Annotated in this window: 20 protein-coding genes; 5 read left to right on the top strand and 15 right to left on the bottom strand. The window is 36.2% G+C overall.

Going from position 1 to position 16,592, the window contains the following annotated elements; translation table 11 throughout:
• The first annotated feature begins 4 nt into the window (after positions 1-4).
• Positions 5-358, top strand: a complete 354-nt coding sequence (locus QE431_RS10955) for a hypothetical protein (RefSeq protein ID WP_307295693.1) — start codon at positions 5-7, stop codon at positions 356-358.
• A 31-nt stretch (positions 359-389) separates the two neighbouring features.
• On the opposite strand, the gene QE431_RS10960 is transcribed toward QE431_RS10955, so the two are convergent.
• A complete protein-coding gene (locus QE431_RS10960) occupies positions 390-887 on the bottom strand; it encodes a hypothetical protein (protein WP_307295695.1) in 498 nt (165 codons plus the stop codon).
• Positions 888-1,035: 148 nt separating this feature from the next.
• On the opposite strand from QE431_RS10960, the gene QE431_RS10965 reads away from it, so the two are divergent.
• The 3 genes from QE431_RS10965 to QE431_RS10975 all read left to right on the top strand — a co-directional run bounded on the left by QE431_RS10965 (position 1,036) and on the right by QE431_RS10975 (position 3,042).
• Positions 1,036-1,515: a hypothetical protein gene (locus tag QE431_RS10965; protein ID WP_307295696.1), complete on the top strand. Its 480-nt coding sequence runs from the start codon at positions 1,036-1,038 to the stop codon at positions 1,513-1,515.
• Between the two features lie 6 nt (positions 1,516-1,521).
• On the top strand, positions 1,522-2,106 hold the full coding sequence (locus QE431_RS10970; RefSeq protein WP_307295698.1) for a glycoside hydrolase family 19 protein: 585 nt from the start codon (positions 1,522-1,524) through the stop codon (positions 2,104-2,106).
• Positions 2,107-2,310: 204 nt separating this feature from the next.
• Positions 2,311-3,042, top strand: a complete 732-nt coding sequence (locus QE431_RS10975; RefSeq protein ID WP_307295699.1) for a hypothetical protein — start codon at positions 2,311-2,313, stop codon at positions 3,040-3,042.
• A gap of 78 nt (positions 3,043-3,120) precedes the next feature.
• On the opposite strand, the gene QE431_RS10980 is transcribed toward QE431_RS10975, so the two are convergent.
• A complete protein-coding gene (locus QE431_RS10980) occupies positions 3,121-3,447 on the bottom strand; it encodes an SOS response-associated peptidase family protein (RefSeq protein WP_307295701.1) in 327 nt (108 codons plus the stop codon).
• 42 nt (positions 3,448-3,489) lie between these two features.
• Entirely contained in the window at positions 3,490-3,867 is a 378-nt protein-coding gene (locus QE431_RS10985) for a hypothetical protein (RefSeq protein ID WP_307295702.1), read from the bottom strand.
• Between the two features lie 399 nt (positions 3,868-4,266).
• Between QE431_RS10985 and QE431_RS10990 the strand changes: the two genes are divergently transcribed.
• Positions 4,267-4,914, top strand: a complete 648-nt coding sequence (locus QE431_RS10990; protein WP_307295703.1) for a hypothetical protein — start codon at positions 4,267-4,269, stop codon at positions 4,912-4,914.
• A 2-nt stretch (positions 4,915-4,916) separates the two neighbouring features.
• On the opposite strand, the gene QE431_RS10995 is transcribed toward QE431_RS10990, so the two are convergent.
• The 12 genes from QE431_RS10995 to QE431_RS11050 form a co-directional block, all read right to left on the bottom strand.
• The gene (locus QE431_RS10995; RefSeq protein ID WP_307295705.1) at positions 4,917-5,126 is read right to left on the bottom strand and encodes a hypothetical protein; all 210 of its coding nucleotides are present in this window, start codon (positions 5,124-5,126) and stop codon (positions 4,917-4,919) included.
• The gene (locus tag QE431_RS11000; protein WP_307295707.1) at positions 5,126-5,380 is read right to left on the bottom strand and encodes a hypothetical protein; all 255 of its coding nucleotides are present in this window, start codon (positions 5,378-5,380) and stop codon (positions 5,126-5,128) included. The genes QE431_RS10995 and QE431_RS11000 overlap by 1 nt, the downstream gene beginning before the upstream one ends.
• A gap of 77 nt (positions 5,381-5,457) precedes the next feature.
• A complete protein-coding gene (locus QE431_RS11005) occupies positions 5,458-8,130 on the bottom strand; it encodes a pyocin knob domain-containing protein (RefSeq protein WP_307295710.1) in 2,673 nt (890 codons plus the stop codon).
• Between the two features lie 4 nt (positions 8,131-8,134).
• Positions 8,135-8,617 carry a hypothetical protein gene (locus tag QE431_RS11010; RefSeq protein WP_307295711.1) on the bottom strand — a complete coding sequence of 161 codons (483 nt, stop codon included), beginning with the start codon at positions 8,615-8,617 and terminating at the stop codon, positions 8,135-8,137.
• A complete protein-coding gene (locus QE431_RS11015; RefSeq protein WP_307295712.1) occupies positions 8,617-9,816 on the bottom strand; it encodes a hypothetical protein in 1,200 nt (399 codons plus the stop codon). The genes QE431_RS11010 and QE431_RS11015 overlap by 1 nt, the downstream gene beginning before the upstream one ends.
• The gene (locus QE431_RS11020) at positions 9,776-10,114 is read right to left on the bottom strand and encodes a hypothetical protein (protein WP_307295714.1); all 339 of its coding nucleotides are present in this window, start codon (positions 10,112-10,114) and stop codon (positions 9,776-9,778) included. The genes QE431_RS11015 and QE431_RS11020 overlap by 41 nt, the downstream gene beginning before the upstream one ends.
• Before the next feature lie 72 nt (positions 10,115-10,186).
• Positions 10,187-10,738, bottom strand: a complete 552-nt coding sequence (locus QE431_RS11025) for a hypothetical protein (RefSeq protein WP_307295716.1) — start codon at positions 10,736-10,738, stop codon at positions 10,187-10,189.
• Positions 10,739-10,820: 82 nt separating this feature from the next.
• On the bottom strand, positions 10,821-11,837 hold the full coding sequence (locus tag QE431_RS11030; RefSeq protein ID WP_307295718.1) for a hypothetical protein: 1,017 nt from the start codon (positions 11,835-11,837) through the stop codon (positions 10,821-10,823).
• Positions 11,838-11,851: 14 nt separating this feature from the next.
• Complete coding sequence (locus QE431_RS11035; RefSeq protein WP_307295720.1) at positions 11,852-12,952, bottom strand: XkdF-like putative serine protease domain-containing protein; 1,101 nt, start codon at positions 12,950-12,952, stop codon at positions 11,852-11,854.
• A 158-nt stretch (positions 12,953-13,110) separates the two neighbouring features.
• Complete coding sequence (locus QE431_RS11040; protein WP_307295721.1) at positions 13,111-13,602, bottom strand: hypothetical protein; 492 nt, start codon at positions 13,600-13,602, stop codon at positions 13,111-13,113.
• 130 nt (positions 13,603-13,732) lie between these two features.
• Positions 13,733-16,057, bottom strand: a complete 2,325-nt coding sequence (locus QE431_RS11045) for a hypothetical protein (RefSeq protein WP_307295723.1) — start codon at positions 16,055-16,057, stop codon at positions 13,733-13,735.
• Complete coding sequence (locus tag QE431_RS11050) at positions 16,057-16,572, bottom strand: hypothetical protein (RefSeq protein ID WP_307295726.1); 516 nt, start codon at positions 16,570-16,572, stop codon at positions 16,057-16,059. Before QE431_RS11050 ends, QE431_RS11045 begins: the two co-directional genes overlap by 1 nt.
• Positions 16,573-16,592: the final 20 nt, after the last annotated feature.

Genomic DNA, 16,592 nt, shown 5'->3' on the forward strand with positions numbered 1-16,592 from the left:
ATGAATGACAAAAAGAAAGTTCAACAAAAACAAGCTTGTAACGACAATCGTAAATGAGCACAACAAAACAATAAGAATAAGATACTACAAACGGATGATTGCAATGTATTTCGAAACGGGCATCGTTTACAAATACACATTCAAAAATAACAACTGTTTAGAATACAAATACATCAACGGCACGCTAATTGGTTGCACGGTGACCGAAAACAAAACCCGCCAATCTTTAATACAAGACATTCAAGATTCGCACGCAGGACGACCGCAAGCAATCGAAAAAGCGATAAGCGAACCAACAAGACAAGAAAAGCAAAAGAGATTCTTAAATGCTCTAAAAATGTTCTTCGAAGCCATATAACAAAAAACCGTCTAATAAGACGGTTTTCTATTTATGGATTAAATACTTTTGGTTGATTGTAAGATATATTCTTATTGTACTTAGCATTATAATGCTCACACCACTTTTCGTTTGTGCTTACCAGCATTTCAATGTATTGGTCTTCATCCATCCCAAAAACTCTAGCTTTAACTCTGTTGGTATCTTCTGCCAAATCGAAGTAGTGAAATTTAGCATCATTAACAAATTTCAAGTACTTACTTTCAATTTTATTCTGCTTTACAATATATTGAAAACCTGAACCAACTTCTGCTACGTTATCTTGAATAATTTCTCCTGTCAACCCCTCTGTTGACACTTCGAAAATTGAATATTCATTTAAAAACAACTGATTGAAAGCAATCATTTTTAATTGGTCAAAACTAGTACAAAGAAAAATTTCTGATTCGTCAGAGATTAAACCATTAGCTAGTATACTTTCTTTATTTTTTATTGCCGAGATGTGATAATAAGTTGTTGTCGTTTTTTGTGTAAATTTATTTGGTCTCATCTGCGGTTCTGCAATTTATTTGTTTGTTAATTTCAAAGTTATTCTTTTTTCTATGTGTGATACTAATCTTACCTAATTATTTTTGTTTTTTTTGAGTAAACTTTAGTTTTTTCACTTGTAGCTTATATTTATTAATAAACGATAAATTATGACAGCAAATGAAATAAACCAAAGCATATCAATAGACGAAAAGATTGGACGTGATAAGTTCCAAAACTTCCAAACCAACCAGCAACCTGATTGGCAAATCAATAGATTTTCAAGAACCACATCAGCTTCTTGGGATGTTGGTTATTACACTGGTTCTACTAGAGATATGGTAATTGGTGAAATAAAAAACAGATACAAAGGCGACAACCAATATGACAGCTGGATTCTAGAAGAAATAAAAATCAGAGGACTATTTGAAACTAAAAGAAAGTTACAGCTTAAATATCCGAATGCTAAAATTTACATTCATTACATCAATTTTTACAACAATACCGACAAACCGAGATTTTGGGATATTACAAATCTGATTCCTGATTTTGAAAGTAACGCTTATCCTAAAAACTCATTCGACCCAAATGCCAAAATAGTCGAAAAGCTTTCAACAATGCTAAAAAATAACGAAGCTATTAACCTTTAAAACTAAGTGAATGAACTAATTCAACAACTAAATACAAAATACAATACCGTACTGAATCGTTACGGATTAGATACGCAACTAAAACGTGTTCATTTTTGGTCGCAACTCTACCACGAATCGAAATTAGTACCACGTGCCGAAAATCTCAACTACTCAGCCGAAAGGCTTTTAAAGATATTCCCTAAATACTTCAAAGATTTAGAGACTGCAAAACAATATGAGCGCAATCCCGAAAAGATAGCAAACCTAGTTTACGCAAACAGAATGGGAAATGGGGACGTTGAAAGCGGTGACGGCTGGCGTTATCGTGGTCGTGGGTTTATACAGTTAACAGGCCGCAATAATTATGAAGCATTAGCAAAACATTTAAACAACGATAACATAATTAGTGAGTCCGAACTATTACTAAGCGAAGTTAACGCTTTAGTTAGCGCATTATGGTACTGGCAAAGGAACAACATTAATACAGTTATCACTTCGAACAATGATTTAAGTATCGAGAAAGTAACCAAGAAAATAAACGGGGGTTCAAATGGAATTGAAGACCGAAAAGCACTCTTCAAAGAAGTAAGTAAACTTAAACTGATTTAAAATTAAAATGCTAAATTTGATTCTAAACTAGTTTAAAAAATTGATTATCAATAAACTATGTAATAACATAGAAAGTTACTAACACTTATTACTAACACATTTTATTTTTAATGTAATATTTTTCAAATATATCATTTATCTTTTTAGTATGGTGTCAGATATATTTTACTATTTTCGTATAAAAAATACTCCCATTAATATTTTATGTATACCACTTTATTAATCCTTAGTGCAATTAGTTTTATTTGTATTGCCGTATTCGGCATCCTTGCATTATTTCTCAGAAATAATAAAAAAACATACAAAACTTTAGCTTCAGTATTTACCATACTCAGTGTTGCATTTGCTTCTTTAACACAATTGGTAGAAAAGAAAGAAGAAAAATCAAATAAAAAAGTAGAGAAGGAAATTGAAAAACCGAGCAATGTTTATCATATAAAAGGTGACTTTATCAATCGAGATAAAAATGTTCAAAATAACTCGAACAAAAATACACCTGTAAAACTTAGTACTTCGTCAAGGGAATACGAAGCAAAAAGTTCTGAAACCAAAAGTGAAGCTATCAAACCACAAGAAAATATTATAAACAATGGAATCATAAATTCAGGTGTCAATAATGGTGTTCAAACAGTGAACAACTACAGTGAAATCCCAATCGTTGATAGACATCTGACATCCGAAGATATCGACTTGATTAAGAGTAAAATACCTATGAATTATGATGTTAATATTACGTGTGAAAGCGGTGAAGAAACAATTAATTATAGTAATGAAATATTAAAAAGCTTAAACAGAATGGGATACAAAATTACCAGTGCTGAAAGTGTAAATATGCTGATTGAAGGGGCAATACAAAAAAAGAAAGGAATCAAATTTCATATAATACCAAATGAAAAATTGAAAAAAGCATTTGTGATGATTTTAAATGATTATTAGTAAAGACAATCTATAGTCTAATATAACTCGTACCTTTAATAAAATCCTTTTCATTATTTTTTTTTTTTAGAGTGGTCGCTATTCATAGTATCCACTTATAATTATAAGACAACGATTTTCAATTATGTTTCTATAGCTTGGTTTCTCGTTTAGTTCTTCGATTCGAGCGTTAAGTTTTCCTTTTCTAAATTCTAATAGACCAATTCCAGCCCAAGACGGCATTAACCCCCAATTTAAATTTGTTGTTAGCTCTTTAGGATTGTCATTTGAAATAATTGGCAAGTTTGGATAATCGAATCCTTTTACAAATACACCATTGTACAACTTACCCGTATCGTTAATGGCGATGTTGAAACGTATTTTTACATCTCTCCTACTACCTTTTTGGTCAACGTAATAGCACATAAATAGATTCACTTTTTATGGGTTATACTCAAATTTACAAAATTATTTTGAATCTTCTTTGTTGGCTAAAATATCTTGCGCCCAGTGCCTTGTGCTTCTTTCTTCTTTACCAACTCGAAGCACATTATCACTATAATTTCTATATTCCACCTTTGGCGGGTACATCACCTTATTATAAAAATCTAGCTTTGAATTTTCCTTTAACCTTACGCCATACGGTATAAATTCATAAGAAAATTTCATCACAATTAAAATTTTACAAAGAACCACCGTATCGTCTTCGCCTAGTCTTTCATTCATCAATACACCTGTTTGAAGTAGGTTCATAAGGGCATTATAGCTTCTTTTATCCTTTATCAATCCTGACGCTTTAAGTACATAAGCATCTACTTCAACTGCTTTTTCTACATCTGTTTTCATCTTCACTAAAATTTTAAAAAAGACAAAATTAGCACAACACGTAACACTCGAAATAAAAATCACTGTTCCAATTTATAACAAAATATCTGAGGTACGGAAAACCGTAATTAAATTAAAATTTTTACGTTTTACTTTATGTTGAATTTAACTACAAGCCAAATGAAAAAGTCACTTGAACAACAATACATTGATGTAAAAGATGAAATACGAAACCACTTTAATGAGTTTGAAAAAGAATCAAAAATTGAAATGATAATCATTAAAGCATTAATTATATTACTGTTCTTTGGTCTTACTTTTCTGATTTTAATATAATCGATATCATTATTATATTTGTTTAAAACAAAAATATTGAAGGCAAATTAACTAACATCATTTCTAAAATTAAGAAAAACATAAATGACTCAAACTCTAACCGAACCAATAGAAAAACTGGCAAAAAATCCTACTGATAAAATTTCTTGGATTTTGATAATTATTGCTATTGCAATTAATTTATACCAACTATGGCAAAATCAAAGGATTCAAAAAACAGTTGAAAAGTTCAAAAATGATTTAGCTAAAAATCAATTCAAATTCACTAGATATACTGAATTGCAAATTGAGTCACTAAAGAACCTATATGATAAGGTAGTGGACTTTCATTTTGCTTTTACTGGTTTAACTCAGCCCCGCTACAAGACTCACAATGGCTTAAAGGATAATATAATATTTTTTCAAAATAATTTTGATAATATGATGGCGTTTAGTCATAAAAACAAAATTCTTTTACCTGAAGATTTTGTTGTACAACTTAGAATAATTCATAATAAATTTGATGAAATCGATGCAGTATGTAGAACAGAATTTTATAAATTAAATCACTTAGAAGACGAAAAAAGTTCATTTAACCCTGAGATTTTGTACAACAATCCAATAGAAGAAGTTGAATCAATTACTATGGCGGTAAATAGGATTTACAAAAGCCCTGTTGGAGCTAGTTTCGAAAGTGACATTCTCACCTTTAGAAATTTAATTGAATCTTATTTCAAAGAGTTAGTTGACTAATTTTATTTTTTCTTGATGTTTATTAGCTTCTCAGCCGCATTAATCCCCAACGCACCCAATGCAAGAATTAGAACCGAATTATTGGCCGCATCGCTTGGGAAAACAAACATATAAACGCATAAACTCAATCCAGCCAGCAAACCAATGAATCGTTTTGATGACGGATTCGAGTTGTATTCAATAAGTTTCTTTAAGTAGTTTATAAGTATCATTACAAATCTTTTTTTTTGCTTAGTTCTTTTGAAAGCTGTTTTATCTCTTGACTCACTTCTTTGATTGCCGTAAATAAATCATCAATCTTATTATTGAGGTTGGTATGTTCTGTTTCAATTACTTTAATTGATGTTGCGTGTTGGTTAATCATAGCATCGTGCTTTTGGATTTTCTCAAACAATTGTTTTAAAAAATATCCAATTATTGAGATAAGCAATGAAATAACCGTTAACGCCAGTTGTTCTATATTCATTTTATTTTGTTTATGGTTATTATAGTTGTAATAAGGGCTAACGTAAACGCAAGCCCTTAATAAAGTTTTTATTATTATTAATGTGTTGTTGAATATTGAAATTGTAATGTTGCATAAGTAGGGTTGCCACTTCCCGCTCCTGACGTATATTCACATCTTACATTACCATTTGACCCTAGAAAGTATACTTTACCAATTGTTTGAATTGTTGACAATGATATGTTTGCAGTACCACAATAATAGTTTGATGTACTTGTCTTATTAAACGGTGTTGAAACTGTAAAATTTGTAGCTGTGTTAGGTGCTGTTGTCGTATAGGTTACTGAAACAGTTACGTTAACAACGTTTCCGATTTTCATATACGTTGCTGTTCCAAGTGTAAAACTAGAACAATTCGAACCTGAAGTAATTATTGGCGTGTATGTCCCACTTTCAACACCTTGCCCATCGAAAGATACTTTTTGCCACGCTGTCCAAGCACCACCGTCGAAATAATTTCTTATGTAAGTTGTTCCTGCTGGAATTGGGTTTGCTCCACCACCGTATGAAGTTATTGTTTGTTTTATATAACCGCCCCCGTCGTGAATTTCGCAAGTTACATACCACCATTCAGCGTTAGGTGCATTTGTTAAAGCTGAACCAATAAAAAAACCTCCTCGTGATAGACTGTTTAAATTTGTTCCACCAATATTTATACCCGTACCATATTCAATACTACCTGCTTTTAAATTTCCACTTGCTTTAATATTTCCAACTACGTCTAATCGTTCGGTTGGTGTTCCTGTTCCGATACCAACATATCCGCCGTGTTTCTGCAACTGTAATGGAACAAAATTTACATTGTCTGTTCTATAACCTCCAATATATGCACCGTCTGCATCATTACCCGCATAAAAAGAACTTACACTATTTTTAACTAAAAGAGCCGTTGTATTATTATTTTGATAAACATCAAGCTTTGCAAGTGGGTTAATTCCAATACCAACATTACCATTAATATCAATTACAGCTTTTTGTGCACCGTTATCTGTTTTAAATACGATTGTTTTACCATTCAATGATAAATCTTTATAATCTGAATTTGATACATCTGTACTAACTATTTCACCTTGTGAGCCACTACCTATAAATTTTAAAACCGCACCATTACCTAGATTAACGTCGAATTTTGCAGTTGGGTTTATACCAACACCAATACTGCCATTTTCTAAAATTCTCATTCTTTCATTGTTTCCAGTAGTAAAAGTCAAATCTTCTTTTTTCGCACCGATACGAACGTGATAACTATTTGTTCCGCTTAAGGATTGAAAACCAATACTTGATTCGTCTGCTCCAAGTGTTGAAACTATACGTAACGGTACTTGGTCACCTGTTGATTCTATAGTCACTACCGCACCACTATCTCGTAAAAGGCTATTACCTAATGCTGAGTTTCCTGTAAATTTTGGTAAAACTCCAACTGTGCCGCTACCCGTAATTGGGTTTGTAAGCGTTGATACTGAACCGTCAGCCATAAGATATTGCGTTGAAGTTCCGCCCGATTTAACAAAGTTTTTGGCTAAAACATCACCAGCAGAACTAACATAAGCTTGTCTTGAACCACCGCCGTAAAACTCAGCAATGTAAACTCCGTTAGTTGTCTGAGCAAGCACACCTGTACTGTTTGTTGAACGACCAGCAACGCCAATCAAACCAACACTTGTTCCATCAATAGCAGTGTTTGAACCGCCAACATTTACAAGAATACCTCTATGATTTGTTGTGGTTATCTGCATCCCAATTTGTGCGCCAGTATTCAAAACCTGAGTATTTAAATAAGTCTTAACCCCTGCTACGCTTTCATCTCCTGTTTTATGAATTACATTCGAATCTAAAGCTTTGCTGTCTAACTGTGTTTGAATTGAGCTTGTAGCATCATTTCGGGCCGCTTGTACATCTGTTTGGTATCTTTTGTTTGTTGTTTCTGTTACCAGTGCCGTTGTATAATCGCCAGCATTGGCAACTACCGCACCAGTACGACCAAACACGCTTGTAACTGCATCAGTTGGCGTTAAAAGCTCCTGCCAATTTGCAAGCGTGGAAGCTGGGCTTTGCTTTAAAATGAATGTTTTATTTATATCTGTTCTAACTGCAATGTCGCCCGACTCTGCTCCTGAGATTGCAAGCATAGCCCCCTGTGAAGCAACAACAAATGTTTCACTGATTGCAAGTGCTGGCAATTGGCTAGAAAACAATTTTCCGCTTGAATCTAGACCAGCATAACCGTTCGCATTGTTTTTATTGGCAATGTCCTCTTTCAACGTCAAAGCGTTATAAACTGCATCTTCGCTTGGTGCAAAGTCATAAGTATTTGCGTTAACGGACTGGGTAATTTTATCGTCAACGTAATCAAAGCCTGGCTTTTGGTCTAAGGCATTTTGCAAGTCGTATTGGTTAGCAATATCTCCTTGAATATCGCCCCAGTTTATCAAGGTTATAAGATTCGGTTTGTTTTTAATGTATGCATCACTGTCGGGGTCGTTAACTAAAAAATCCGCTTGCACGTTTTTTTCGGCATCTGATGGAATGCCCGCAAGCTTTGTTTTGTCCGCTGTCGTGTAATCATTTGTGCTAAGACCTTTACCGCTGATTTTATCAACTTTATTAGCGTATAGTTCGGTAAAATTATCCTCACATTTTATGTTAGCATCACGTAAAGTGTCGCCCAAATTGTCATTTGGGGTTGATGTGTTAATATGCTTTTGAGCCATATAATTAGTACCAACCTATGAGGTTGGTTGTATTTTGAGTATCGTTATTTTGTCCATATTCAGGAACTGGATTTTTAGCTATGAAGTCGTAAAAGTTCTGCTCGTAGCTAATTGCTATCGCTTCGTAGGTCTTCCCTAAGATTGTAAGCTCATTTGCTGGCGTATTTTGCGAACCCTCAGCACCAACTTTGTAAGTTCCTGCGTTGGTGGTCTTGCTGGTGTTGATGGATAAGTATATCGAGCAACTGAAAAATGCGAGCGTATCGATAACATAATCGGTGTAAATCGTCTCGTAAGTTCCGCTTAACGTTCCAGCACTATAATCTGTTGAAATTTTGTTGTATAAATCAATCCCTAAAATCCTTTTCAACTGTGTAGTTTGTGCAATTACGATGCTAGGTGCTAATTGGTCGGGGTCGATATTTCCACCAAAGCCAACCGTCTCGCTAATCGTGTTGGGTTTGATTAAGATTTTAATTTTTCCCATTATTCAATGATTTTAGGCTCGTCGTTATTGTTTTCAGGCTTATCAATCAGATTGATATTTTCCAAGTCCTGTGACCTTGTTGAATTGTTGGTGTTTTCTAGTTTTGTTTCTTCTTTAAAGTCTTCAAAATCCAATTCGATAGTTGAATCGATTACATTAAAAACCTTGTTAAGTCCGTTGATTATCACCTCACGCATTGGGTTTATGTGTCTTCTGAAAAGACCTCTTGTTGCCGTTGCTATCTCATCAGCGTTGGAGCTGAAACCGTTACCGCCAGTACTACCCGCAAATAAGATAGGCGGTGCACTATGTGCGATAATTAGCTTTCTTTCGGCTTCTTCGGAGTAAAAGACATTCTGCTGGTTAAGTTCAGGTGGTGAAAGCTGGTCAACTGTTGTGGCTGTCTCGATTCCCTCGTTGAATGATACCAGTACGGCACTTTGGTTGTCCGTTCCTACTACATCGTTTCGTACCTTATCGGCTTGCTTTTTTGCTTCGTCTGTATCTAAAATACGTCCGTTGTTGTAGTTGATAACCGTTAACACGCTCATTGCATTTAAAAAGTGGTTTTTCGCTGCGTTGGCAAGTTGTCCCTCGACGCTTGCCCAAGGCAACCCACTGAAATAGTCAGGTATTGGGAAAAACGGCTCTCTCGCTGGTCTCTTGCAAACAAGCACTTCTAAATCATCGCCTTTATAAACACCCGTGTAAGCTGGCAAAAACTTTGGCTTGTACTTGTATTGCATTGTCCAATCCCAACTATACCAATAACCGTTAATATTGTTGAAGTCGTCAAGATTAACTGCAAGCTTGGAAACGTCAATACGTTCGATTCTCAGCGGTTTCTTTGCCATTGACCAAATAACCTGAATCGCATAACCGCCAAACAATTTGTAATCTTGGCACAAAAGCAAAACATCTTCATCGCTTATGTACCTTTTTATGTTTTGCCCGTTTATATCGTAAAGACCACAACCGTAGATGTAGTTTACGAATGCGTTTATAATACTTGCATTTGTTGGGCTGTCGTCGTACGAATCTATATAAACTTTGTAATTTGAATTGTTAACACCGTTTGTGACCCATTTTCGCCCGTATGCTGGTTTAATATCAATCGGTTGAAAAGCAGACATTAAAAAATTCGCTTCGAAAGAAAAGTTAGAACTCGAAACGGCTGTTGCTTTGTTGTTTGTACTCATAGTTTTGTACATCTGTATTTTCGTCAACAATCAAAAGCTTACCTAAGTAAACCAAGCTGTTGTTATTCGTTATGTTGCTTATAGTAATTTCATACTTGTTGCCGCTCTCAAAATCTGCGGGAACGTCCGTAATTGCTATAGTTAAATATGAAGTCGAAACCGAAAAAGTAAACACCAAATCAATCATTGTATTGGTCAATTCATTTTTAAGCTGTACGCTTAACTCGTCCGTTGAATTTGGGTATTGTCTAGGAACACATTTAAACTGCTCCAACTGGTTTAATTTTATAACTTTCATATTGATGTTGTTTGAGAAAAAAAAAGCAGGCATATTAATTGCCTGCCTTAATTTGTTAGTTTAAAATGTTGCTTATACGTATGGCTTAATTGCTGCCGCATAATCAACCAAAGCTGCTGAACTCAATACGTAGTTACGTGATAGTTCTGCTTCTTCTGTGTGGAATGTTACGGTAAACCCGTTTAAGTCTGCAATTGCCCCACCCGTTTGGTCGGTTGTCGTAATTGCCACCGCTCCGAACTGAGAACCAGCCGCAACGATTGAGCCGTCATTTTTTTCTATAAATAAAACAACCTCGCCCTTTATAAGTTCATTTATTAATTTTACTGTGTCTAAATCTTCACCTTTTGCAACGTTGAAAACGCAAGGAATATCACCAACAACTGACGTGCTACGGTTATCACCTCCCACTGTTGCAGTTTCAAGATAGTTAACAGTTGTATTTTTAAGTTCTAACCTTGCGATAGTTGAACCGCTGTAAACACTGGCAAGTGAAGTTACACCTGAACCAGTTACGCTAATTCTTTTTAAGCTGTCGAAAGGTGCAACCCCTACCGCCTTAACCCCTGCCATTGAAGACATACAAGATAATTTACGGCTTTTTGAAATTGAAGTACAACCCATTTATTTTTACTGTATTTTTCTTTTGTCATAAAGCATCAACCCAGCATTGTAAATGCTGGATTAAAAAGCCCTATCGTTATTTTTATCCTTGGATAGTGATATATCTTTGGTTAGTTACCCACGTTGCAATTGATTGCTTGTTTTTCAAGTATCTTTTTTGCGCACCGTTTGCCATCTTGTCAACTTCCAAATAAGAAGCATCACCGCTTAAGTCTAAAAGAACTTTTAAGTACTCAGGCAATGTTAAAATCATAACATTAACCATTGGATGAAACTCGATTGCAACACCGTTGTAAGAGATTTTTTCGTTGGCTCCTGACCCCTCAACCAAGAAGTTGATTTGTTGAGCTGCTCCAACTGAGTTGTTGGCGATTTTGATTAATTGGCGGTGTGCCAATGGTGCAAAAATTCTAGGCTCTGAACTTGTAGAGTTGATTACTTTGTCAGGAGCACCAGCGTATAATTTTGAATATTCAGCCGCAATGTTTGCGCTTGTGATTGTAGTACCAGTTAATCTAACAGAATCCGCAACACCTGCACCCGCAACTGTTTTACTGTTAGAATCATTCCAAAGGGCACGAACTGGGATTGAATCAAATTCGCTTGTTGGCATTGCTGCAACTGTAGCTTTAAAAGATGCTGTTAAACCTGTAGTTGCTGCAACTGCTGATTTTGTCGCTGTTGTTGCACCGTTCCAAAGGTGATTTTCTAAGTCTTCACCAATTGCTGGCGCAACTTGAATTAATACTTTTTTATCAAACTCGCTTGATACTTGGTTAAAAGCCCCTGTCGCCATTGATTTTTCAAATCTTGTACCGAATAAAACCGCATCGTCAATTACATCGCTGTACTCGATTGATTTTAAAGCTACACCCGTTTTTTGAACGTTTAAACCGATTGAACCGTCAGCTGTTACCGCATCGGTTGAACCTGCTTTCATTGTTACGCTTACTTTTGATTCGTAAACGTCTGCACCTGATTTAAAGCCCTCTTGAATATCGATTACTCTATCTCTAAGTGTTTTAGAATCTGCATATAATTCTGATTGAATTGCCTCTAAGTCTGGATTTTTTTTGCCCCCACTATAATTTATTGCCATTTTTTAGTTAATATTTACTTTCCTTTATTGTATTGCATCTTTTCGTAGTTGCTCATTTCATCATAAGATTTTGTGATTGCTGGCGGTACGTTTTTGATGGCTTCCGTTGCTGGGGTCTGTGCTTTCATTTCCGTTAATTCGGTATCGGCTTTGATTTTCTCAGCTTGTAATTTTGCTAGTTCTTCTTGTGCTGTTGCTAAGTCTTTCTTCAACTGCTCATTTTCCGCTTTTAGGTCTTCTTGCGGTGCTTTTACTGGCTCTTGTGTTTCCGCTTCTGATTCTGTTGGTGCTTCTTCAGTTGTTTTTTCGTCAGCCATTTCTTCAGCGTCCTGTTTTTCTTCAGATGCTTTTTCTTCGATTGCGGTAATTGTTCCCAAATCGTCGGTTTTGTAAAGCTTTGAATCGATTTCAACGGTTGCATTTGCTATTGGTTCGCCCGCTTCATCTGTCAAGATTTCGCCCTCTTTTAATTCAATCGCAAATACTTTTTTATCTCCGCTTTCGAACTCTTTTTTGTCCTCATTAGCCATAAAAAAATCAGTAATTGTTTTTAGAATGCTTTTTTTGTTCATTGTCTGCTTATTGTAATTTTCATTATTGTTGACCTCTTTAAAACCAAGCCTTGCTTCAATGCTCAACCCGTCAAGATTTCCGCTCTTTACGTCTTGCCAAACTTGGTCATTGTCGATTTTATAACCCATCATCCAAGTACCTGCTGGCACATCAAAGCCCATTGCATTTGATTTGTCATTTATAGGGTCTTGAACTATCCAAGATTCGAAAGGGTAAACACCCGTTGTGTCTTCTGTTTGGTGGTTAATGTTTGTTGTTGAGTTGTGACCGTTTTTGAAGTAGTTCTTTTGTAGTTGGTCGATGGTGTCGGACGTGTAGAATACTTGTGCATTTTCACCGTTTACATCTGCTCGAAAGATTAACTTGTTAGGTATCATTGCAGGTGCGTAAACTATTTGCATTTCGTCCTGTGTAAAGTGAAAAATCTGCGGTTTCTCAGCGTTGAAGTGTAGCAAAGTAGATTCGATTGCTGGGTCTTTCACAAGTGAAACCCTAAACACTCCTTGCTCTTCATTGTTAAATACTAATTCATACTTTTTCATAAATATATTATAGTTTCGAAAAGCCTGAAAGTAAACGCTATGCGTAAAAAATAAGCATAAAAAAACCCGCACTATTTGCGGGTTTTATTTCTTTCTATTGCGGTATTATCAATTCATTAAAAAATTGATAATCTAATTGTGGTTCTAATTACTCACCATCATTCAAATCTAAATGAGTTTAGAGCAATTTGAAAATCAGGTCTTGTAGATGGATAAAAATTGTCTCCTGCCGCTGTCAGTAGTGTATACATTTTATAATTTCTAAAAAAAGAATAGCAAACCATCTTTAGTTTATTGCTATTATGTCCAGCATTAACTACATAATATGCATAACTCAGACCTCTAGAATTAGTTCCAGTACCTCGACTTGTAATTTGGACATTAGGAAGTGTTTGTGATAAACCTGAAACAAGCATTTCATTTGGAACTTGACTATTAAAATCTGATGGTGTAGGGTTATTATTTAAATTTGCCACTACTAATCCAATATAACTATTACTACTATTTGCCGCATACACGTCCATACCTTCTTTGTAGGAAACTACAAAACCAGTTGGTATAGTTAATTTGTAATGGTCTCCAGAATAGGTATTTTGACCTGAAATCTGGCTTGAGAATAATACTAATAAAAAAAAGATAAAATTTTTCATATTTAGCTGGTTTAAATGTTAAATTCAAGATATAAAAATAACATAAATAACCACATATCAACGTACTAATTAGTTTATTTTTAAAAAATCCAAAAAATTAAATTTTAATACATTTCTCTGGGTTTTTATTTTAGAAACTATTTGCTTCGACTTTCTTACGGTCTAATGCTTGTTGGTCTGTAACTGCACTCGAAACAACATAAGCCTGTATTGGCGGTTGGTCTTGTGCGTTCTTAGCAATCGAACTGGCAATTTGATTTTCGCTAGATGCTTGAAAACTTACCTGCGGTGTTGCTGTTGCCTGTGTTCTCGTTCCTCCACCGCTTGCCGTTGGTGTATCGGGCATTGCTGGTGCTGAACCAGCCGAACCACCGCCCACTGCTTGCAATGCTTTTGAAGTGCTGGCAATAATGCTGGCCGCTCCAAGCGCACCCGTTGCAATGTGAACCGCTGACCAAGGCAAACCGAACGTTAACGGGCTGGCTGCATTGTCTTTTGAAACTGCTTCAACCGTATTAATCGCAACTTTTCCCAAAGCTACCGCACCATCTGCAACAATTATCCCTTTTTGTACTGCTTTGTTTTTTTCAAACAAAGATTTACCTGCGGTTAGTGCTACATTACCCAAAGCGTTAATTGAATCCTGTTCGGCTTTCTTTTGGGCTAGTTTTCTATCTGCGATTTCTTTTTCTTTGTCCGCATTCGCTTTGGCTAAATCCGCTTGGGCCGCCCAATAGTCTTGGTCTTGCTTTAACTGGTTAGCTTTGTTTTCTGCATCTAGTTCGAGTTGAAGTGTATTATATTTTTCTGTAATTAACGCTTCCAAATCGCCAGTGTCTTGACCTTTTTGTCTGAATGCTTCAATCTCTAAAAGGTCACGTTCTTTGGCTAGGTCTAATTTTTCCTGCGCTGTCTTGGCATTCATATCTTGATTTGCCCTAAATGCTGCTAATTCTGCATTATTGAGGTCTTCGAGATTTTTCTTTTTTAGTGCAAGCTCGGCTTCGGCCGCTTTTTTAGCTTCTTCAAGTCTCTTTTTATTGGCATCCTGTTGCGCTTTTAAAGCGTCATCACTTGCCTTTTTTCTCGCTTCGGTTTCTTTCTTTGTTTCATCAACTAAAAACTGGTTATTTAAATCAATTCGTTTCTCTTTTAAATCGTTGGTTTTCTTGTTGTAATCCTGCAATTCGTTGTAAGCGTTCAACATTGCATCTTTTTGCGCCTTTAAAGCTTCTTCGCTTGCATCCTTTTCTTTTAAATCTAATAGGATTGAACGCTCACGTAAAAAGTTTGTTCTCGCAATCATTGCATTTTTTTGACTTAATCGGCTGGCTTCGTTGATGTGAGCATTTGCCAAGGCGTTAACCTCTTTTGCGCTCTTGCCTGATGCCGTTGCAAGGTCTTCTTGCAGTTTGTTGTGTCGCTCCAACTCTTTAAAGCTTTCTTTTCTAGCTTCTGTAAGCTTCTTTTGGGCTTTAAGATTGTCTTCGGCCGCTTTTGTTTGCTTTTTCTCTGCAGCCTCACTTGCTGCAAGTGCTGAAACCAGCAACCAAATACCAGCAGTTAGGGCCGCAATTGCCAAAGCTATTGCCACAACTGGATTGGCCGCCAAAGCGACGTTATACGCCCATTGGGCCGCTGTAAGTATTCCCGTAGCCGTTGCGTTTATACCCTTTTGAATGATATTTTTTTCTTCGGCTGCTGTGTCCAAGTTCGTTGCCGCCGCACTGGCAACAATTGCCATCTTTAAAATCTTGAATTGTTCACCAAGTTCCGCAACTCCTTTTAAACCCTCAGCGAAAGCCATCGCCGCTTGCATCTTTGCAAGGATTTTGGTTGCGTCTTCTGATTCGCTGGCAAAAGCACCGATTGCACCAGCTGCAAAGTTTATCCCAGTGGCTGCAATCTGTGTGGCCGCTCCTAATTTTTCTTTAAAAGTCGCTGCCGCCGCATCTACTGCCCTATCTGTTAGTATTTGCGTACGTCTGTACTCCCCAACAACCTGTAAAAGTCCTTGGTATTCTTCGCTTGCTTCTTGTCCAGCAAGTGCCAACTCGTAAAGACGGTCTTCGGCTTCACCCATACGTGTTGTAAGTGGTTGCAACTCGCCATAAACCTGTTCAAAGGTTGCGTTTAAGTCTCTCGTACTGCTGGTTGTCGCGTTTATCTGCTGTTGCAGGTCATTAATTGCTTTGGCCGCTGTAATAGCTTCTTTTGAGGTCGCACCGTGCAACTGGGCCGCTTTCGCAAGCTCTTTGATTGCCGCATCTAGTTGCGCTTTAAGGGCTTTTTGAGCGTCTGCATTACGTTGTGTCTCGCTAGTGTTGTCGCTTATGCTTTCGGTCGTTCCGTCGATAGCGTCACCTAGGTTGTTTACTTCTCTTTGTATTTCATTGGCGTTGGTATCAAAGCGTAAATTAATATTTTGTTCGATGTTTTCGTTTTGCTCTGCCATTAGCAACCCATTGTTTCAAAGTGTAATCTTATGGCTTGCGTTTGGTTCGAATATTCCTTTACTATGATTTGAAACTGGTTATTTGAAATAACCTTAAATACCGCATTTGATAGTGTTGAAGTATTCGGAAGTGTAACCGAGGTCACTGGACAAATCTCTATCCAGCTCTTAACAACGTAGTTGTTATTTGGGTGTGCATTTTGAAGAGTAACCGTAAATATAGAGAAGTCACCCCCAGCCTGTACGCTAACGCTGGAAATATTGCCTATCGTTCTAAGCTTATCCGTTAAAGTTGTTGAAAGGTTAATACCAACTTCAACCCCGCCAGTTGAAAGGTTATTAGCTGTAATCATTCCCTTGTTTAGTGGTATGTTACTGCTAGAAATTGGTTGAAGTGTTTCTAAATAGTCGATTAAAGCCAATTCAACGGCTCTATGTTCTATAGGTTCAATATTACTATTGTCCGCTAAGTTTTCATTTACTAAATCTTTTAATTGTGCGATGGTTAAAGCCATTTTTTAGCATAATATTTTTG

It is taken from the genome of Flavobacterium sp. SORGH_AS_0622 (genome assembly GCF_030818825.1).
Lineage (GTDB): Bacteria > Bacteroidota > Bacteroidia > Flavobacteriales > Flavobacteriaceae > Flavobacterium.

Bases quoted from the DNA above. Each gene is read 5' to 3' on its own strand.
- QE431_RS10955 (WP_307295693.1), top strand. From the start codon at position 5: ATGACAAAAAGAAAGTTCAACAAAAACAAGCTTGTAACGACAATCGTA.
- QE431_RS10960 (WP_307295695.1), bottom strand. From the start codon at position 887: ATGAGACCAAATAAATTTACACAAAAAACGACAACAACTTATTATCAC.
- QE431_RS10965 (WP_307295696.1), top strand. From the start codon at position 1,036: ATGACAGCAAATGAAATAAACCAAAGCATATCAATAGACGAAAAGATT.
- QE431_RS10975 (WP_307295699.1), top strand. From the start codon at position 2,311: ATGTATACCACTTTATTAATCCTTAGTGCAATTAGTTTTATTTGTATT.
- QE431_RS10980 (WP_307295701.1), bottom strand. From the start codon at position 3,447: ATGTGCTATTACGTTGACCAAAAAGGTAGTAGGAGAGATGTAAAAATA.
- QE431_RS10985 (WP_307295702.1), bottom strand. From the start codon at position 3,867: ATGAAAACAGATGTAGAAAAAGCAGTTGAAGTAGATGCTTATGTACTT.
- QE431_RS10990 (WP_307295703.1), top strand. From the start codon at position 4,267: ATGACTCAAACTCTAACCGAACCAATAGAAAAACTGGCAAAAAATCCT.
- QE431_RS10995 (WP_307295705.1), bottom strand. From the start codon at position 5,126: ATGATACTTATAAACTACTTAAAGAAACTTATTGAATACAACTCGAAT.
- QE431_RS11000 (WP_307295707.1), bottom strand. From the start codon at position 5,380: ATGAATATAGAACAACTGGCGTTAACGGTTATTTCATTGCTTATCTCA.
- QE431_RS11005 (WP_307295710.1), bottom strand. From the start codon at position 8,130: ATGGCTCAAAAGCATATTAACACATCAACCCCAAATGACAATTTGGGC.
- QE431_RS11010 (WP_307295711.1), bottom strand. From the start codon at position 8,617: ATGGGAAAAATTAAAATCTTAATCAAACCCAACACGATTAGCGAGACG.
- QE431_RS11015 (WP_307295712.1), bottom strand. From the start codon at position 9,816: ATGAGTACAAACAACAAAGCAACAGCCGTTTCGAGTTCTAACTTTTCT.
- QE431_RS11020 (WP_307295714.1), bottom strand. From the start codon at position 10,114: ATGAAAGTTATAAAATTAAACCAGTTGGAGCAGTTTAAATGTGTTCCT.
- QE431_RS11025 (WP_307295716.1), bottom strand. From the start codon at position 10,738: ATGGGTTGTACTTCAATTTCAAAAAGCCGTAAATTATCTTGTATGTCT.
- QE431_RS11030 (WP_307295718.1), bottom strand. From the start codon at position 11,837: ATGGCAATAAATTATAGTGGGGGCAAAAAAAATCCAGACTTAGAGGCA.
- QE431_RS11035 (WP_307295720.1), bottom strand. From the start codon at position 12,952: ATGAAAAAGTATGAATTAGTATTTAACAATGAAGAGCAAGGAGTGTTT.
- QE431_RS11040 (WP_307295721.1), bottom strand. From the start codon at position 13,602: ATGAAAAATTTTATCTTTTTTTTATTAGTATTATTCTCAAGCCAGATT.
- QE431_RS11045 (WP_307295723.1), bottom strand. From the start codon at position 16,057: ATGGCAGAGCAAAACGAAAACATCGAACAAAATATTAATTTACGCTTT.
- QE431_RS11050 (WP_307295726.1), bottom strand. From the start codon at position 16,572: ATGGCTTTAACCATCGCACAATTAAAAGATTTAGTAAATGAAAACTTA.